The organism is Acinetobacter sp. YH12108 (assembly GCF_013419055.1).
Taxonomy (GTDB): domain Bacteria; phylum Pseudomonadota; class Gammaproteobacteria; order Pseudomonadales; family Moraxellaceae; genus Acinetobacter.
Genome location: NZ_VPAW01000006.1, coordinates 1 through 18,434, shown reverse-complemented (window position 1 = coordinate 18,434; position 18,434 = coordinate 1). Strand labels below are relative to the sequence as shown.

At 43.3% G+C, this 18,434-nt stretch carries 14 protein-coding genes; all 14 read right to left on the bottom strand.

Annotation, left to right across the window (positions count from 1 at the left end; genetic code table 11):
- Positions 1–4: 4 nt before the first annotated feature.
- Positions 5–1,234 carry a molybdopterin molybdotransferase MoeA gene (locus FTU46_RS04915; protein WP_180104464.1) on the bottom strand — a complete coding sequence of 410 codons (1,230 nt, stop codon included), beginning with the start codon at positions 1,232–1,234 and terminating at the stop codon, positions 5–7.
- A complete protein-coding gene (gene moaCB / locus FTU46_RS04910; RefSeq protein ID WP_180104463.1) occupies positions 1,234–2,157 on the bottom strand; it encodes a bifunctional molybdenum cofactor biosynthesis protein MoaC/MoaB in 924 nt (307 codons plus the stop codon). The genes FTU46_RS04915 and moaCB overlap by 1 nt, the downstream gene beginning before the upstream one ends.
- 49 nt (positions 2,158–2,206) lie before the next feature.
- Positions 2,207–2,755, bottom strand: a complete 549-nt coding sequence (locus FTU46_RS04905) for a molybdenum cofactor biosynthesis protein MoaE (protein WP_180052681.1) — start codon at positions 2,753–2,755, stop codon at positions 2,207–2,209.
- 1 nt (position 2,756) lies between these two features.
- Positions 2,757–3,008, bottom strand: coding sequence for a MoaD/ThiS family protein (locus FTU46_RS04900; protein WP_034170381.1), 252 nt, complete (start codon positions 3,006–3,008; stop codon positions 2,757–2,759).
- A gap of 1 nt (position 3,009) precedes the next feature.
- Positions 3,010–4,062 carry a GTP 3',8-cyclase MoaA gene (moaA, locus tag FTU46_RS04895; protein WP_180104462.1) on the bottom strand — a complete coding sequence of 351 codons (1,053 nt, stop codon included), beginning with the start codon at positions 4,060–4,062 and terminating at the stop codon, positions 3,010–3,012.
- A gap of 135 nt (positions 4,063–4,197) precedes the next feature.
- Positions 4,198–4,836: a molybdenum cofactor guanylyltransferase gene (locus tag FTU46_RS04890; RefSeq protein WP_179993153.1), complete on the bottom strand. Its 639-nt coding sequence runs from the start codon at positions 4,834–4,836 to the stop codon at positions 4,198–4,200.
- A complete protein-coding gene (locus FTU46_RS04885; protein WP_180104461.1) occupies positions 4,833–7,613 on the bottom strand; it encodes a nitrate reductase in 2,781 nt (926 codons plus the stop codon). The genes FTU46_RS04890 and FTU46_RS04885 overlap by 4 nt, the downstream gene beginning before the upstream one ends.
- 295 nt (positions 7,614–7,908) lie before the next feature.
- Positions 7,909–9,519: a nitrite reductase small subunit NirD gene (gene nirD / locus FTU46_RS04880; RefSeq protein WP_180104460.1), complete on the bottom strand. Its 1,611-nt coding sequence runs from the start codon at positions 9,517–9,519 to the stop codon at positions 7,909–7,911.
- A 24-nt stretch (positions 9,520–9,543) separates the two neighbouring features.
- Positions 9,544–12,090 carry a nitrite reductase large subunit NirB gene (gene nirB / locus FTU46_RS04875; protein ID WP_218951170.1) on the bottom strand — a complete coding sequence of 849 codons (2,547 nt, stop codon included), beginning with the start codon at positions 12,088–12,090 and terminating at the stop codon, positions 9,544–9,546.
- Positions 12,091–12,130: 40 nt separating this feature from the next.
- Positions 12,131–13,471, bottom strand: coding sequence for an MFS transporter (locus tag FTU46_RS04870; RefSeq protein ID WP_180052686.1), 1,341 nt, complete (start codon positions 13,469–13,471; stop codon positions 12,131–12,133).
- A 531-nt stretch (positions 13,472–14,002) separates the two neighbouring features.
- A complete protein-coding gene (locus FTU46_RS04865; RefSeq protein ID WP_180002442.1) occupies positions 14,003–14,704 on the bottom strand; it encodes a VIT family protein in 702 nt (233 codons plus the stop codon).
- A gap of 330 nt (positions 14,705–15,034) precedes the next feature.
- Positions 15,035–15,517, bottom strand: coding sequence for a VOC family protein (locus FTU46_RS04860; RefSeq protein WP_180104459.1), 483 nt, complete (start codon positions 15,515–15,517; stop codon positions 15,035–15,037).
- Between the two features lie 205 nt (positions 15,518–15,722).
- The gene (locus FTU46_RS04855) at positions 15,723–16,640 is read right to left on the bottom strand and encodes a LysR family transcriptional regulator (RefSeq protein WP_180011420.1); all 918 of its coding nucleotides are present in this window, start codon (positions 16,638–16,640) and stop codon (positions 15,723–15,725) included.
- Between the two features lie 274 nt (positions 16,641–16,914).
- A complete protein-coding gene (gene ampC / locus FTU46_RS04850; RefSeq protein WP_180104458.1) occupies positions 16,915–18,075 on the bottom strand; it encodes a class C beta-lactamase in 1,161 nt (386 codons plus the stop codon).
- Positions 18,076–18,434 lie beyond the last annotated feature (359 nt).

Sequence of the window (18,434 nt, the reverse complement as noted above, 5' to 3'; positions counted from 1 at the left end):
CTTATCAGTGAATAAATAAGCCTTGAACAAGATCCCCTTCTTTCAGGCTTTTTCCTGCCGGAATGCGAACCAGACAATTGGCCTGCATGAGATTGCTCAGCATATGTGATTGCTGCTTAGACAGACTTTTAACTCGTAAAACCGACTGCTCAAAGCTGGCAGACATTCTTAAAAAGCGCTCTCTGGCATTCATTTTCAGATCATGGGTGAGTACAGCATTAAACCAGTTCGGCTGAGATTTGTGTCCTTGTAAGGCATTTAATAAAGTTGCGGTGTAGATCTGCATGCCGACATACACTGCTGCGGGATTTCCCGGCAAACCCAGCAGATAACAATGTGAACTATCATTTCGCTGTAGCTGGGCAAAGAACATCGGCTTGCCCGGCTTCTGTTTTACTTTCCAGAATATCTGTTCAAAGCCTAAATCTAGTGCTACAGGCCGAATGAAATCATAATCTCCGACAGATACACCGCCTGTGGTTAAAATCAGGTCATAGCTTGCTGATAATTCTTGAATGAGATTCCGTACTGCCGCCTCAGTATCTGCAACATGAAAAATTTCAAGCTGCTGCCCAGCTTGCTGAAACCAGGCTTCAATCAGGGGACCGTTGGCATCAAAAATTTTACCCGCTGCAAAATCCTCGATACTTTCAGCAACTTCATCACCTGTAATGACCACAGCCACTTTAGGATATTGAAAAACCTTAACAGTATTGATCCCCGCCATGCTTAAAGAGGCAACTGCACCGACTGACAGCTGCTGACCTTTATTGGCCAATAATTGCCCGACTGAAATTTCTTCGCCCACATCCCGAATATCGGCATGAATTTTAAGCTGTTCCGTAATTTTGATTCTGGATAAATCAATTGCTTGAACGATTTCCTGACGTGCGACCGTAGTAGTCCCAAGCGGAATTTTAGCGCCGGTAAAAATCCTGACTGCCTGACCATCCTGAAGTTGCAGCTCATCCTGTTGCCCTGCCCGAATTTCACCGATAAGCTGAAACTCACTTTCTGGTTCAATTGCAGCTTGGGTACACAGTGCATAACCATCTACGGCACTTTGCGAAAATAACGGTAAATTAATCCCAGAATAAATATCCTCTGCCAGATAACGATTCAGGGCCTGATTCAACTTCAGTCGTTCAGTTACTAACACTTGAGTATGCTGCAAAATCAATTCTAAAGCCTGATCTACTGTAATCAGGCCATGTTCTGCTCCGCATCCAGACATTATTGATAACCGCCTTGATGTGGAATATTTTTTTGCACATCAAATAAATGTACCAACGCTGGTAGTACGGCAATTAAAGATTCTTTGGCGCCTTGTCGGCTGCCCGGTAAAGTCATTACCAAACTGTTATCAATATAGCCAGCAACGCCACGACTTAAAGCCGCATACGGCGTGCGTTTCTGGCCGAAACTGCGTGAAGCTTCCATGAGTCCATGAATTTCCCGTTTCAGTAAAGGCTGTAAAGTTTCAACTGTTAGATCTTTAGGACCTAAGCCTGTTCCACCTACAGTCAGGATCAATGGATAATCATTTTTCTGTTGATGAACCAATGCCAATAACTGTTCAGGATCATCTGGAATTACCTGATAGGCAATATTTTCAAAATTGGCTTCTTGTAATATTTCCAGGACATTTTGCCCTGCTGTATCCGGTTTTTTACCGGCAGCGACTGTATCTGAAAGCACAATGATGGATGCTGGCAAGGCTTCTTTTAAGACACGGGTAAAATGCGATTTACCGCCTTTTTTCTTTTGCAATTTACATTGATCCAGACATAAGTCTTCCGGTTCACAATGTGGTTTGAGCATGTCATAGAGGGTTAATCCAGCCAGACTAACGGCAGTCAAGGCTTCCATTTCCACACCAGTTGGACCAATAGTCTCTACTGTGGCAATAATTTCGACATGTGCATCAAACAGTTCATATTCCACATCTGCACGATAAATTGGTAAGGGATGACAAAGTGGAATCAGTTCATCGGTTCGTTTAGCCCCTAAAATCCCGGCGATGCGAGCTGTCTTTAGTGCATCACCCTTTTCCGTATTGCCATTTCGTAATAACTCAATGCAATGTGGCGGTGCATGCAGAATCCCTGTAGCTACTGCAGTCCGATAACTTTCTGCTTTCATCCCGACATTTTTCATTGCATGTTCCTATAGTTCATTTCTTCTTTAAACGTATGTCTGTTCTGACTTATATCGGCCATTGATAGATGAATGGCATATTTTCTTTGGCATGATGGCAATGTTGATGCGTCTCATCTGAATGTTCTGAATGACGATGCGTATGAGTAATTTCTACATCTTTACGGATACAACATCCCTCAACATATTGACTGCTGCCATCCATATAAAACTCTTCTTTCCAGACTGGCACCTCATGTTTGACCCGCTCTACTGCTTCCTCACAAGCAGCAAAAGCTTCACGTCGATGTGCAGCATAAGCAATTGCAATAATGGCTTTTTCACCAATATCTAGTGCCCCAATTCGATGAATCACCCGCACATAGGACACGCCGTATTTGGCCTGGATTTCCTGTTCAATTTGGCGAATCATTTTTTCTGCAACAGGTGTATAGGCCGTATATTTCAGTGCCTTGACTGCTTTACCTTCATGGTGATTACGTACCGTTCCGATAAATACGCCGACTCCACCACATTCAGGAAAAGACTGGATCGGATCAAAACTTTCCAGATCTAAAGCAGTATCTTGGATCCGGGAAATCTGTTTGAATTTGCTCATTTCAGCCTCCTGCGACAGGTGACAACAGCACCAAAGTACTGTCAGCATGAAGAGGTGTCTGACGTGAAATGATGTCTTCACCGATGGCACAGGCACAGCGTTCAATCATGCCAAATGCATCTGGATAATCTTGTCCCACCTGATTCAAAACCTCAGATACGGTACTTTGAGATTTGCAGATAATTTCGAGATCTTGCGGTAACTGTCGCTCTACCGCACCGAAGGCTTCAATTCTGATTCTGATCTGTGACATCTTAGCCTCCTATCATGTGCATACTAATTTTGCGGCTGTTTTGATTCATACTTTGATTTTTTAAACGCTGCTCTATGGCATGAAAGCCCTGTTCTTTGTTCCAGATATATCGGGATAAAGCACCATACAAATTCAACTCACTTAGAGCTACAGATGCATTTAGTGATTTGATTTCCTTTCTAAGATTCAAACCTTGAGGTGCAAACAGGCAGTTATAAAATTCACCTTGTGCAGTCAATCGCAAGCGGTCGCAGCTGCCACAAAATGAATTGGTAATGGTTGAAATAATTCCAATCGGATGGCCATCAATCAGATACTGGCGTGCGGGTTCCGAAGCTGATTGGGCAGAATTATTAGTTTTTTGAGTGAGCGTAAATTCAGTCGCCAAAGTTTCTAAAATGTAGTGTTCACTGACTACATGCTCAGTAGACCAATGGTGATCACCATCAAGTGGCATAAATTCGATAAAGCGCAGGACAATGTTTTGCTGAACTGACCAGCGCGCCAATGGCAGGATCTGATCGTCATTCATACCCTGCATCAATACGGTATTGATCTTAATCGGTAATCCAGCGACTTGTGCTGCCTGAATTCCTTCCAGTACAGGTGTCAAATTCTTTTGGGTCAGCTGTTTAAACTGATCAGCATCCAGACTGTCCAGGCTGATATTCAGGTCATCCAGTCCTGCCTGCTTTAAGGCTTGTGCATATTGTTTTAAGTAATGCGCATTGGTGGTCATGGAAATGCGTTGTAGTCCCAGCTTTTTCAGCGCTTGCAGTTGTTCAACAAAATGCATTACGCCCTGACGCATTAAAGGCTCACCACCGGTAATGCGGATATACTGAATGCCATGACGCACCATAAAATCGCAAAATTGATACAGCTCTTCAAAACTGAGCAGATCGTGTTTTTTCATCCATTCAGGATGTTCAGGCATACAATAAACACATTTGAAATTGCAGCGATCGGTCACTGAAATCCTTAGCTTGCGCTTGCCACGACCGAATTGATCGACAAACAAGGCATCATTTTTAAGCTGTGTCATCATATTCATGTTGAACATCCATCTTCAGGCATTGGGTGGGTTGTTGCACATATGCAGTGCGCGAAACTCAAATCGCCCAATCTTGTAATAATTAGATTTGCAATAAGTGTTCCAACTTTGTGCCAAAAGCAAAATATTCAGTTTTTAGTGCAGAAATTTGAGCTGTTGATACTGTTGCAGTTCATCCAGCGAGTTAATACTGTGAAAAAATAGCGCACGATTTTTAAAACGTGCCACTTGTGCGTGCAAATCAGCAAAACAGTGTTTAAGACTGCGCTGTTCCTGTTCAAGATGTAAGTTCAGGGTTGCCAGACTGCTGCGTTTGACCAGACAAAATGGATAAAGTGGCTTGCCGTTAATTTCCACATAGGCCACTTCAGCCAGACTATTTTTGGCTAGAGCCTGGTGTAACTTGAGCAATACTTTGGAAGGAATATAAGTTAGGTCACAAGGGACAAACAGTACATAATCCGACTGCACATGCGACCAGGCACTTTTCATGCCCATTAACGGCCCCTGAAAGCCCGGCTCATCATCTTGATAATAATGAACACTGGGAATAAGTTTCTGGTAAATGGAATAGTCGCGATGGCTGTTAATCCAGACCTGTGCAACATTCGATTTCAGCTGTTGGTGAATCTTGATCAGCTGAATCTGGTCATCGAATTTCTGCAACAGTTTGTTGATGCCATTCATGCGTCTTGCCTGTCCACCCGCCAGGATCACCAGATCAGTACGCGGATAGGCTGTTTTATTATTTTCTCTCTCGGCTCCTTTTTTCATTCTACCGTCTCCAATTGACATGTTTTAATCAGGCCACGGATTTCAGGTAAACACGAACCACAATTCCCTCCGGCTTTTAAACATGCGGTCACCTGTTTTTCATCCGTAATATTTTTAGTTTTAATGGTTTCAATGATGCGGTTTTTACCGACTTTAAAACAGCTACATACTAATGGACCCTCATTATTTGCCATCGACATCGGCTGTCCAGCAAGTAAGGCTTTACGGTGCATAGCACTTAAACGTTCACGTTTAAACAGACTTGCCACCCAGTCGCGGTCCGGCAATAAGGCCTTCGGTGCAATATATAGGCTGGCAATCACATGACCACCCTGAAGTATCACGCTATGACTGATGTGGGCGGTCTGATCTTCAAGATTCAGCCATTCAAAACTTTCATCCTGAAATGGCAATAATTCTTTTAAATGCTCAGTGGTGTAGCTAAATTTCTTCCGGTCTGCCAGTTCATAACGTACTGCCTTGCTGGTAGTAATTTTAGTCCACCACACGGTGGCTTCAATCGACGGCTGTACGATTTTTTCAAAGCCTTGACGCACATAAAATACGCCTTGCCACTGGCTATAAAATGGATGGATGATGACCGGAGTATGCTTGAATTCTGGCTCACCCGAAATAGCATCCACTACCGGATTTACTACCTTGCCGATCCGGGCATCGGATGCGACCTGATCATTCCAGTGAATCGGGGCAAAGACCTGTCCACGGCGGATATTGTCACTGACAGTCGCACGCAAGACACAATTGCCCCATTGCGATTTGACTTCTACCAGCTCGTCATCTTTAATCCCGTATTTTAGTGCATCATTCGGGTGAATTTCACAGTAAGGTTCGGCACGATGTGTGCTGAGATTTGCAGATAAACCGGTACGGCTCATGGTATGCCACTGGTCACGGATTCGGCCGGTATTTAAAATTAAAGGATATTCACTGGAAACCAGATTTACCGGATCAATCGCTGTGGTGGCAATAAACTTGGCTTTGCCATCCGCATGACTGAACTGGCCTTGAGCAAATAACCGGGCGACAGATTTCGCATCTTGCTGCTTATCCCAAACTGGCCATTGCACCGGATCCAGTTCATCATATTCTTCTGCAGTTAAATTGCTTAAACCTTGCAGGTTGAAATAACGGAAATATGAGGTGTCTGTACGTTTATGCAGTTCGGCATTCTGATAGGCAGAAAGCCCTGCATGCTCCTTAAAGATTTCATAACTATTCTGGAAATCGAAGCCATTAAAGCCCATGTGTTTTGCCACTTGAGCAATGGCCCACCAGTCCGCTTTGGCTTCACCCGGTGCATCCAAAAATGCATGCTGACGTGAAATACGACGTTCCGAATTGGTCACGGTGCCATCTTTTTCACCCCAACCTAAAGCGGGTAACAAGACATCAGCATATTGTGTGGTATCCGTGTCCTGACAGATATCAGACACCACCACGAATTCACATTTGTCCAGGGCACGTTTAACCTGATCGGCATCTGGTAAGCTGACTACCGGATTAGTTGCCATAATCCAGATCGCCTTGATCTTGCCACTTTCAACGGCCTGGAATAAATCAACTGCTTTCAGTCCTGCTTGTTTAGCAATATACGGACTTTGCCAGAAATTTTGTACCAGCTGCTGATGTCCCGGATTTTCTAAATCCAGATGTGCAGCCAGCATATTGGCTAGCCCCCCGACTTCACGGCCGCCCATCGCATTTGGCTGACCAGTCATGGAAAATGGCGCTGCGCCCAATTTACCAATTTTGCCTGTTAATAGATGACAATTGGTAATGCTGTTGGCTTTATTCACCCCTTGCGAAGACTGATTGACCCCCATTGAAAACAGGGTCATAACTTTTTCAGTTTCGGCGAATTTCTGATAAAAAGTTTGCAGTTTCTCGACTGCAATACCGGTACGTTGAGCAACTTCTTGAATCGGAGACTCAGCTTCACTTTGTACTAAGGCTTGCTCCAAGCCTTGTGTATGTTGAGCAATAAATTCTTGGTCTGCGTGACTATTTTTCCAGAGGTACTGCAATAAGCCATTAAACAGCGCCACATCCTGACCTGGCAGAATTGGTAGGTGTAGATCTGCTGCTTCACAGGTACTGGTAAAACGCGGATCAACCACGACCACAAACAGGTCGCGCTGTTCCTTGGCTTTCATAATGCGCTGATACAGCACTGGATGACACCAAGCGGTATTGGAACCGACCAGTACCACCATGTCAGTATGTTCGAAATCTTCGTAGCTGGCTGGAACCAAATCTTCGCCAAAAGCTCGTTTATGTGCAGCAACAGCTGAAGACATGCACAGGCGTGAATTGGTATCAATATTCGCCGTACCAAGATAGCCTTTAACGAATTTATTCACCACGTAATAATCTTCGGTCAGCAACTGACCTGAGACATAAAACGCGATACTGTCTCGGCCATATTGATCAATACATTGCTGGAATTTATTGGCAATGGACGAAACTGCAGTATCCCAACTCGTGACTTCACGCTGATCTTTCCGACCCAGCATTGGCTGCAGTAAACGAGTTTCAAGTCCTAGGGTATCGGCCAAATTACTGCCTTTAATACACAGCTTACCGTAATTAGAAGGATGATTGGCATCGCCTTCAACAGTCACTTTCGGACCTGATGTGGTCGGCGTTACATGTGCAGTCACACCACAACCCACGCCACAATATGGGCACGTGGTCTGTGTAGTTTTAGTTTTTAATTCTGTGGAGCTTTCAATTTCCACAACGGGAATACTGTTCATGGATGCTCCTTAGGAGTTGAAACACAATTTAATTCTTTTCAAAAAAGGTTCATTACAACGGTGTCTTTTCAATGCAACTCATTTATTTGGATCAACCTTCGGTTCGACCTACTTTTCTTTCGGGAAAAGTAGGCAAAACCTGAGCCACACTGTGGCGTAAGATCCGCAAAACTCGCCCTCATCCGGCATGTATCAAAAAGGTCGCAGAAACATTCATTTTCATATTTTGTCTTGGCTCAAACAGTTGCGGATGACGTTTCCGCGGATCTTGGTTTCACCATGACAAATTGATTTTTTACCCTGCTTTCTTTAATGCAAAATCCCGACCAAAAAGCAGCTTGTTACGAATCGTTGCAATTGGGGTTTGATCTGCAATCAGTTCGGCATACCAGGTACCGTCTTCCGTATCACCAAACAGCACCGCACCAATGACTTTATCCTTTTGAATAATAATGCGTTTATAGATCTGACGCTTTTCATCATTCAGTACGATATCTTCAAAATCATCTTTTGGTTCGAAGTCACCTGCAGAGAACACATCACAACCACTCACTTTCAGCTGAGTCGGAACCGTCGGCGCTTTAAAGGTCAAGCTGCCATGCTCGGCCAGATGTGATGCACAAATGAACGCCTGGCCCCAAAGTGGTTCAACCAGACCAAAGGTTTGACCACGGTGCTCGATACATTCACCCACCGCATAAATACTTGGGTCAAAAGTCTGCATGGTGTCATTCACTAGCACACCACGGTTGCAACGCAGACCGGCACTTTGCGCCAATGCGATATTTGGACGAATACCAACTGCGAAGACCACCAAATCAGCAGCCAGCACGGTGCCATCTTTTAGTTTCACTTGGGTCACATGACCTTCTTCACCAATTAAGCATTCGGTATTGGCTTCAGTCAGGATGGTGATACCTTTCTGCTCAATCGCTGTTTTCAGCATCTGGCTGGCTTTGCTGTCCAGCTGACGATCCATAATGCGATCCATCAGGTGAAACACAGTGACATTCATGCCTTGCTGTTTCAGACCGTAAGCAGCTTCCAGACCCAGTAGACCACCACCAATCACCACCGCATTTTTCTTGGTTTTGCAGTAGTCCAGCATGTTGTTCACATCATAAATGTCGCGGAAGCTGAGTACGCCTTTTAAGTCACTACCTGGAATTGGCGGAACGAATGGCTTGGAACCCGTCGCCAGAATCAAACGGTCATAACTGATCACTTCGCCTTTTTCGGTATAAACCTGCTTACGCGGACGATCAATACGTACTGCTGGATCACCAGCAATCAGACGGATACCTTTGTCGGCATACCAGGCATGTGGATGCAGCATGATGTCATCAATGGTTTTCTCGCCAGAAAGCACTGGCGACAGCATGATGCGGTTGTAGTTGCCCCAAGGCTCTTCACCAATCACAGTAATTTCATAACGTTCTGGTGCCATATCCAGCAGATCTTCCAGACAACGCATGCCTGCCAGACCATTACCGACCAGTACCAGTTTCATTTTTTCCGGTGAAACACCGTTGTTGGTGATATAGGTTTTTTGTGGCACGGGGCTAATGAACACCTTGCCATTTTCAATTTTGTTTGGAAAAACCAGCAGTTTTTGATCTTTATCTTCCAGGCAGCGGCCAGTCGCCAAACTAAAATGCTGCTTGTAAATTGGTGAAGCGACTACACGTTCACCTTGCAGATCACCAATGATGCCGCGTGACATCACAAACGCTTTACTAAATGGATCCTGGTTACTGAGTGCATAAACACGTTTTTCTGAACCTACACGAAAGATCGCAATTTGCTGATCTTCCACCAAAGCTGCAACGCCAGTATTAGGCGTGATGTCATCCAGTGCACACACTTCAACCCAATTCAGTTCATTCATATCTTTAAACATTGTCATATTCTTGCTCCTTTATTCTTTGAATCAGGCTTCAACTACCGGAATACGGCTGGCATTGCGTTCAGCTTCAGTTTTTGGACGGATCTGACCGCGCACTTCAGTAAATTGAACGTGCGGATCGTTTTGCTGTTCAGCCTTGGCATTAATAAAGGTTTTGAAACGTTTACGGACTTCTGGATCTTCAACTGCAGTACGCCATTCATCCTGATAAGTGCCCACCACATGCTGCATACGATGTTCCAGTTCAGCGGCCAGACCCAGTGAGTCATTGACGATGACATCTTTCAGATAATCTAAGCCGCCTTCGAGGTTGTCGCGCCATACTGAAGTACGTTGCAGACGATCAGCCGTCTGGATATAGAACATGAAGAAACGGTCGATATAGCGGACTAAAGTTTGTGTATCCAGATCTGATGCTAGTAGTTCAGCATGACGCGGTTTCATACCGCCGTTACCGCAAATATACAGGTTCCATCCTTTTTCAGTGGCAATCACACCCACGTCTTTGCTTTGTGCTTCGGCACATTCACGGGTACAGCCAGATACCGCCATTTTCAGTTTATGCGGAGAACGTAAGCCCTTGTAGCGGTTTTCCAGATAGATCGCCAAGCCCACAGAATCATCCACACCATAGCGGCACCAGGTGCTACCGACACAAGATTTCACGGTACGTAATGATTTACCGTAAGCGTGACCAGACTCAAAACCGGCATTGATCAGTTTTTCCCAGATTTCTGGTAATTGATGCAGTTGCGCACCAAACATATCGACACGCTGGCCGCCAGTCAATTTGGTGTACAGACCATATTCTTTAGCAATTTGACCAATGACGATCAGACCATCTGGAGTGACTTCACCACCTGCCATTCGAGGAACTACAGAGTAAGTACCATCTTTTTGAATGTTACCGAGGTAGTAGTCGTTACTGTCTTGCAGGCCGGCATGGCTTGGTTTCAGGACAAAGTCGTTCCAGCAAGATGCCAGGATGTTTGCCACTGTTGGCTTACAGATATCACAGCCCAGACCATGACCATGTTGCTGGATCAGGTCATCAAAGGTCTTGATTTCATTCACACGAACCAGGTGATACAGTTCCTGGCGTGAATAAGCAAAGTGTTCGCAGAGATGGTTATTTACTGTTACGCCTTGACGTTGTAACTCAGATTTCAGAACTTGCGTCACCAGCGGTGCACAGCCACCACAAGCTGTAGCAGCTTTGGTGCATTTTTTCAGTGCACCAAGCGAAGTTGAACCATCGGCAATCGCTGAACAGATATCCGCTTTAGATACGTTGTTACATGAACAGATCGTTGCGCTGTCTGGCAACAAATCTACACCGCTGCCACCCGTTTTCGCTGCTGCCTGATCAAAGCCCGGCATGATCAGGCTTTCCGGATTTTCCGGGATTTCCAGACCATTTAGCATCATTTGCAGCAGGTCGTTATATTCTTTGGCACAACCGACCAGCACTGCACCGAGCAGTTTGGTTTTTTCAGCATTAACTACGATTTTTTTGTAGATCTGCGCTGCTTCATCTGCATAGAAGTAGCTCAGTGAACCTGGTGTCATGGCATGTGCATCGCCAACTGATGCAACATCCACACCCATCAGTTTCAACTTGGTGCTCATGTCTGCGCCAGTAAATGAGGCACATTCTTCTTGAAGTACATGTTTCGCAGCAATACGTGCCATGTCATAGCCTGGAGCCACCAGACCAAAAATCTTGTTATTCCACAGCGCACATTCACCAATTGCGTAAATGTCCAGATTTGATGTCTGGCAGTAATCATTGATCACGATACCACCGCGCTCACCGATTGCCAGGCCGCTTTGACGTGCTAGCTCATCACGTGGACGAATCCCTGCAGAGAACAGGATGATGTCAGTTTCCAGCTCAGCACCATCACCAAACTTCATGACATGTTTAGCATTGACACCATCTTCAATAGACGAGGTGGCTTTTTGGGTATGGACTTTAACGCCCAGATCTTCGATTTTGCTGCGTAATACTTTACCGCCAAGATCGTCAATCTGTACTGCCATTAGGCGTGGTGCAAATTCAACCACATGCGTTTCCAGATTCAGGTCACGTAGTGCCTTAGCTGCTTCCAGACCTAACAGACCACCACCAATGACTACACCGGTTTTTGAATTCAGGCTGGCTGCACGAATGGCATCCAGATCTTCAATAGTACGGTAAACAAAGCAATTTTCACGATCATTACCCGGAATTGGTGGAACGAATGCATAAGAACCCGTTGCCAGAATCAGCTTGTCATAGGTCAGTTCCTCACCATGCTGGGTGGTTACTGTACGTGTTACCTGATTGATAGAAACCGCTTTAGTGCCTAAACGCAGATCAATACCATACGCATCCGCAAAGTCAGATCGACATAAAGTTAAATCTTTTGCAGATTTGCCGCTGAAATATTCAGTCAAATGGACGCGGTCATAAGCCAGACGCGGCTCTTCTGCCAGAATCGTGATTTCAACGTCATCACCCGCATGCTCAAGCACAGATTCAATAAATTTGTGTCCTACCATGCCATGGCCAATCATTACCAGTTTCATATTCCTTCTCCTAAATTTTCTAAATCTTGTATCTTGTGTTTTAAGCCAGGTTGTTTCGTTCAAGAACAGCTTCTTCATATAGCTTTTGCTCTTTGGCCTTATGCTCAACCGAGAAGCGAATCATCAGAACAAAACTTGCTGCAATCACGACCAGGCCGCCAAGTGCCATCAGACAGGTTTGAATATCCAGCATGCCTTTGAGTAAGAATCCTGCTGCGACCGCACCCACGTTACCGCCTGCACCGATAATGCCGGCCACACCGCCTAAAGCATCACGGTCAATAAATGGCACCAGCGCATATGTTGCACCACATGCCATATGGGTAAATAATGCAAAGACAGTCATTGTGATAATGGCCAGCATGGCACTGTTCATTTGCGAGAATAAAATCAGGAATAAGCCTTCCATCAAGATCATGGCAAACAGCACTTTAGTACGTCCGTCCAAGCCTTTTTTGATAGCGACTTTGTCTGAAACAATACCCCCCAGTGCACGGGCAAACAGTGCTAACAGACCGAAGATCCCAGCCGTCATACCTGCTTCTTTTAAACCAAAGCTGAAGTTTTCTACGTAGTACATGGCTACGATGTTATGAATGAAGATTTCGATACCGAAACAGGCCGCATAAGCGCCAAATAGAATCCAGACACGGTAGTTACGTGCAGCATGCATCAGAATTGCCATGCCACCTTTTTTCTCGCTACCAACCTGAATTCCTGCTGCACGCAGTTCTTTAAAGTTGCCTTGTGGGCAGTCCTGAGTGAATTTCCAGTACAAGGCACCGACAATCAGCATCATCAGGCCTGGAACAATTAAGGCAATTCTCCAGCCCATCGCCTGTTCAACACCGAACATTACCAGTGCAGCCAGAAGTAAGGGCATCAAGGCTTGAGTTGCACCACCACCGGCATTTCCCCAACCTGCAGATGCCGCATTCGCTGTACCGACCACATTCGGCGCAAACATGATGCTGGTGTGATATTGGGTAATGACGAAACTGGCACCAATGGCACCAATCAGTAAGCGGAAAAACAGGAAGGATTCATAGCTATTCGCAGAGGCAACACCAAAAACCGGGATACTGCCGAGTACGAGTAAGGCGGTATAGGTTTTCCGTGGACCATATTTGTCACATAGCGGACCGACAATCAGTCGAACCAGAATGGTGATCGCGACTGCTGCAATATTGATATTGGCGATTTGATCTTTGGTTAAGCTGAATTCACCTGCGATCACAGGCATCAGCGGTGCACAGGCGAACCAGGCAAAGAAGCAGACAAAAAACGCGAGCCAACTCATATGGAAGGCTCTCATTGCTGCGCTGCTGAAATTCAAAAGACTTATTTTTGTTGCTTTCTTTTCATATAAATTTGAAGACATCACCATCTCCTTCCAGAACTGAACGTATAGGCTTATCTGCTATGCGAATCGCTGCACACCAGATGCGATCAGAACGGACGTCATTGGCCGTCTTACAAATTTCTTTAGAGTCGTCTTTGACTCAAATTCTAATAAGCACAAAGCGTGCCAATAAAATAGTTATACGAATAAGTATTTGTATTTATATTAATTATCTAGAGGTACTTTTATATTTTTTCTAAATTATATTGACTGCGAACCAAGCTCTTTCTTATTTTCCTAAGAATATACATATCCAGATTTTAAAATTGCCACTTCACTGCACCATTTGGCACAGCTTTAGTGCAAGGAAGAACATAATCAAACCAGGTATTTTTAATTAAAGAAAAACTTGTAGTTAAAATTTAAACTTTTTAAATGAGTTAGCTAATTAAGAATCTAGATATGTCTAATACAATTCAATGAGGAAAATTTTAATTTCAAGTTATCTACTTCAATTAAATTTTGGATATATCTAGATTAATAAAAATTTATTCCATATTTTTTAAATAATTACATGGTAGTAACATTAAATAGAGAGCCAATCCAGAAACTGAATAGCATGGCAACGATGCCCCAAATCATGACACGCAGTGCACCTTTCCACATACTGCCACCGCCCGCATAACTGGCTAATGCTCCCATCATTCCCAGACTAAGCACTCCCACCAGCATGACGCCCTGATCTAGCAAATGTGAAGGCAAAACCAAAATGGATACCAATGGAAATAAAGAACCTACCGTAAATGCTGATGCTGAAGAAAATGCCGCCGTAAAGGGCCGGGCAGCTGTCTGTTCCAGAATTCCAATTTCATCACGCGCATGCGCATCCAAGGCATTATGTGCAGTAAGCTGTTTTGCCACTTCTTCGGCCAGATCAGCTTCTAAACCTCGCTTGATATAAATATTTTTTAGCTCTCTTAATTCATGTACGGGATGCAGATTTAATTCCCGCTCTTCCATGGCGAGATCATTTTTTTCAATATCCTGTTGCGACTTGACCGAGATATATTCCCCAGCTGCCATCGAGGCTGCACCAGAAATCAGGCCAGCAACACAAGCAATCAAAAGTGTTTGTGACGAAGCACCACTGGCTGCCATCCCGACAACCAGACTGGTCACGGAAATAATTCCATCATTGGCACCAAGCACTGCGGCACGCAACCAGCCAGAACGTTGTATATAGTGTTTTTCATGATGATGGGAATGAGGCATGTCTTTCTCGTTCTTCTAGCTGATGAAATAAGATTTTAAATTTTAGCCACTTACTATTTTATCATCTTACTTTAAGCTAAATATTTCAAATATGAATCTTCACTTTCAGAGATATCTTCGAGTTTTATTTACTTATTTTTAAAAAATAAAAATTATTTATAGAGAAAGCTTAAATAGATTTTAGCCAGCGGCCGCCATAAGCAACTCACTGGCTATACCTTAAAGGATGAACTTCTGATTATTATCAATGACCTCTCACTTTATATAAGTAATAAGGCCAAACGCTTAAACTAAATACATGGCATTAATCACTGATATCGAGACCATGCCTTAGCCTCGGATGGCAGCTTCAATTGCAGCGACATCAATTTTCTTCATGGTCATCATGGCATAAAAAGCTTTTTTAGCAACACCACGGTCTGAACTGTATGATGCTTCAAGCAAAGCTTTAGGGATGATTTGCCAAGATACTCCCCATTTATCCTTACACCATCCGCATTCACTTTCCTGACCACCATTATTGACGATCGCATTCCAATAGCGGTCAGTTTCTTCCTGATCTTCTGTGGCGACTTGAAATGAGAAAGATTCATTATGCTGAAATACAGGTCCTCCGTTTAAACCAATACATGGAATACCCAGTACGGTAAAGTCTACTGTGATGACATCACCTGCTTTACCAGAGGGATAATCTCCAGGTGCAAGAACGATGGCACCTACAGATGAATTTGGAAAAATTTCTGCATAAAATCGTGCGGCTTCTTCAGCATCATGATCGTACCAAAGACAGATGGTATTCTTTGCGATATTCATGATCTCACCTCTTCTTTCAGAATAGGTTTTAGACTACTTAAGAACTCTTCAATATCTCATCTATTAGTTGAGTCCTACTCTTCCCATCTTTCACCTAAAACGAGAGTAAGCCTGTTTTGGAATTGTATATTTATTGATCTAATTGGCTGAAAGCGTCATCAAAAAGAATAGTTTTAAAAAGTCGAGAGGAAACCTTTATCACCACTTAATCATAATATGTGATTCTCTTTTTAGAGAATCGGTCAAGCTGCTTTAAAAATCCTTCGAAATAATCTTTCTGCTTTTCTTCAGTTCGATAACCTGCATATAAAGTCCGGCGCAGTCCATTCGGGGCTATACAATTCAAACGGCGTGAAGTCACCCAGCCTTTTTGCTCATATTCATTCACTACCCAATCTGGCAAGGCTGCAATTCCCCGACCACTGGCAACCAGTTGAATCAGCATTTGAGTCAAGTCGGTGGTCCGAATTTGTTTAGGTAAAATATTCGCTGGAATAAACAGGTGTGACATGATGTCCAGACGGTGCTTGTCCACTGGATAAGTAATCAGTGTTTCTTCCGCCAATTCCTGGACGCTAATACTTTGGGAACGCACTAAAGGATGAGTATTCGATAGCACCAAACGCGACTCATACTCAAAAATCGGGAAATACTCTATGCCCTTTAGTTCAATCGGATCAGCGGTAATAAGCAGATCGAATTCCCCTGTTTGTAATAATTCATGCGGATTGGCCTCAAAGCCAGAAGCGAAATCCAAATCTACATCTGGATATTGAATACGATATTGATTCAGTAAAGGCATCAACCAGTCGAAACAGCTATGGCATTCGGAAGAAAAAATGATCCGTCCTGTCTGCCCATGCACAATGCGAATGATATCACTCTGTGCAACATGGACTTGAGGCAAAATATCATCTGCCAGCTTCAGCAAGCGCTGCCCGACATTGGAAAAACTGACCGGGCGACTACGGCGATTGACGATTTCGACTCCGAACCATTGATCCAATTCACGAAGCTGATGGGACAAAGCTGAAGGCGTGAGACAAAGATCTCCTGCTGCTGCAACCAGTGAGCCATGTTCTCGTAACGCGACTAAGGTTTTTAAATGACGAAGTTCTAACATGAATGCCCTGAAACCTATCTAATCTGATTCAATCTTAATTAAACAAGCTTACCCTATTTTGAACTTTAATATTATTAAATTTCATTTTAAAATTTATAGAATGAATTTTTCTCAACCAATAAAATCTACCACTCTTATCGATACAAAATAAAAACCTCCGAAATTAGGAGGCTTTTACTTCAGTTAGAGTTTAAGACTCAACCTCTTTTCAAAAGAAGGAAACACCCTAGCTCAAAAATCATGAGACATTTCCTTCTATTCAGGCTTAATAAACTTAACTGTTTTTTATGGACTGAAAGACTTGATAGGCTGCCTTGATTCGCTCTGCATTGGGAATTTTTTTATTCATCATCATTACCAGTCCAAAATTTTCTTCCGGAACAAACAGCACATAGGTGCCAAAGCCATTGGTTGAACCAGTTTTATGAAAAACTTGTGATTTTGCCTGAACAGTATTTTTGACTACTGGATTTGCTTGCATCACGACTTTTTCAGAATTACTTACCAGCAAAATATCGAGTGTCGTCGGATATGAAAAAGTCTCCCAGCCGAGTGCTTGAGTCATTTTCCCAAGTTTAAAATACCCATGATGAGTTTCCAGAAGCGCTTGTTTAATATCAGGCTTGTTTTTTTTCAGATTCAGATTGGCATCTAATAATTTCAGCATATCGGGAAGTGTAGATTTCACCCCATAAGCCTGGGCATCTAAAGCTCCCGGGTTTACCTGCACCGGATGATTGTTCTGATCATAGCCGAAAGCATAGTGAACCCTTTGTGCTTTCGGAACATTAATATAGGTATTCTTTAAATTGAGTTTTGGAAAGATCGTCTGTTCCAGCAATACGCTAAAAGGAATGTTCATTGATCTTGCACTTAACTCACCAAATAAGCCAATACTTGGATTTGAATATTGCCGATATTGGCCAGGCGGATGTTTAACCTGCCAATTTTGGAAACACTCTAAAACTTGCTGATCAGTCTTAACCTGATCCGGAAATTGCAAAGGTAAGTTTCCACTCGTATAAGTCGCTAATTCCAGCAAACTGACTTTGTTGATTTCTGAATTCTTTAAATCAGGCCAATATTTAGCTGGATGATCATTAAAAGAAAGCTTGCCCTGACTCTTGGCATAGCCCCCTGCAATGCCCGTAAAGATTTTACTTACAGAACCTAATTCAAAAATTGTTTGCCGATTTACAGCTTTATGGTCGATATGAGATTGCAGGCCATAATAGTATTCATGATTTTTTCCCTGATAAATCACCCCGACTGCCATTCCCAATACATCATATTGTTGCATGAGCGGCTTGAATGACTGATCAATAGCAGCCTTAATATAATATCCCTTTGTTTCATCTGCATTTGCCTGAACGCTAAATCCTATAGCCAAGACAATGATTCCTGCCTTAAATCCTTTCACAGTACTTAAAACCATTCTTATTTTTTTATCCCATTTAAGAAAGTGGTTATCTTCTCACTTATTTACCCACTCATCCTTAGTAAATTCTTTATTTCTCTTTCCATTGATTAGTGAGTTCACTGTTTGAATTATTCAATCCCTCTTGTCTATAAGTTTCTCCCTCCTAGAGGACATATAGTCATTCCAAGCTTTCTCCACTTTTTTATAAAAATGGTAGAACTGGCATACCTATAAAATTTGAAAATAAAATATAAGAGTTAAATAAAAATAAGCTAAATCTAGCCATACCTCTAAATTTAAGATTTTATTAGATCTCTTTCATAAATCAAAAAACGATCTTCTTTTTGGTTAATATTTGCACTCCGGATTTCTTG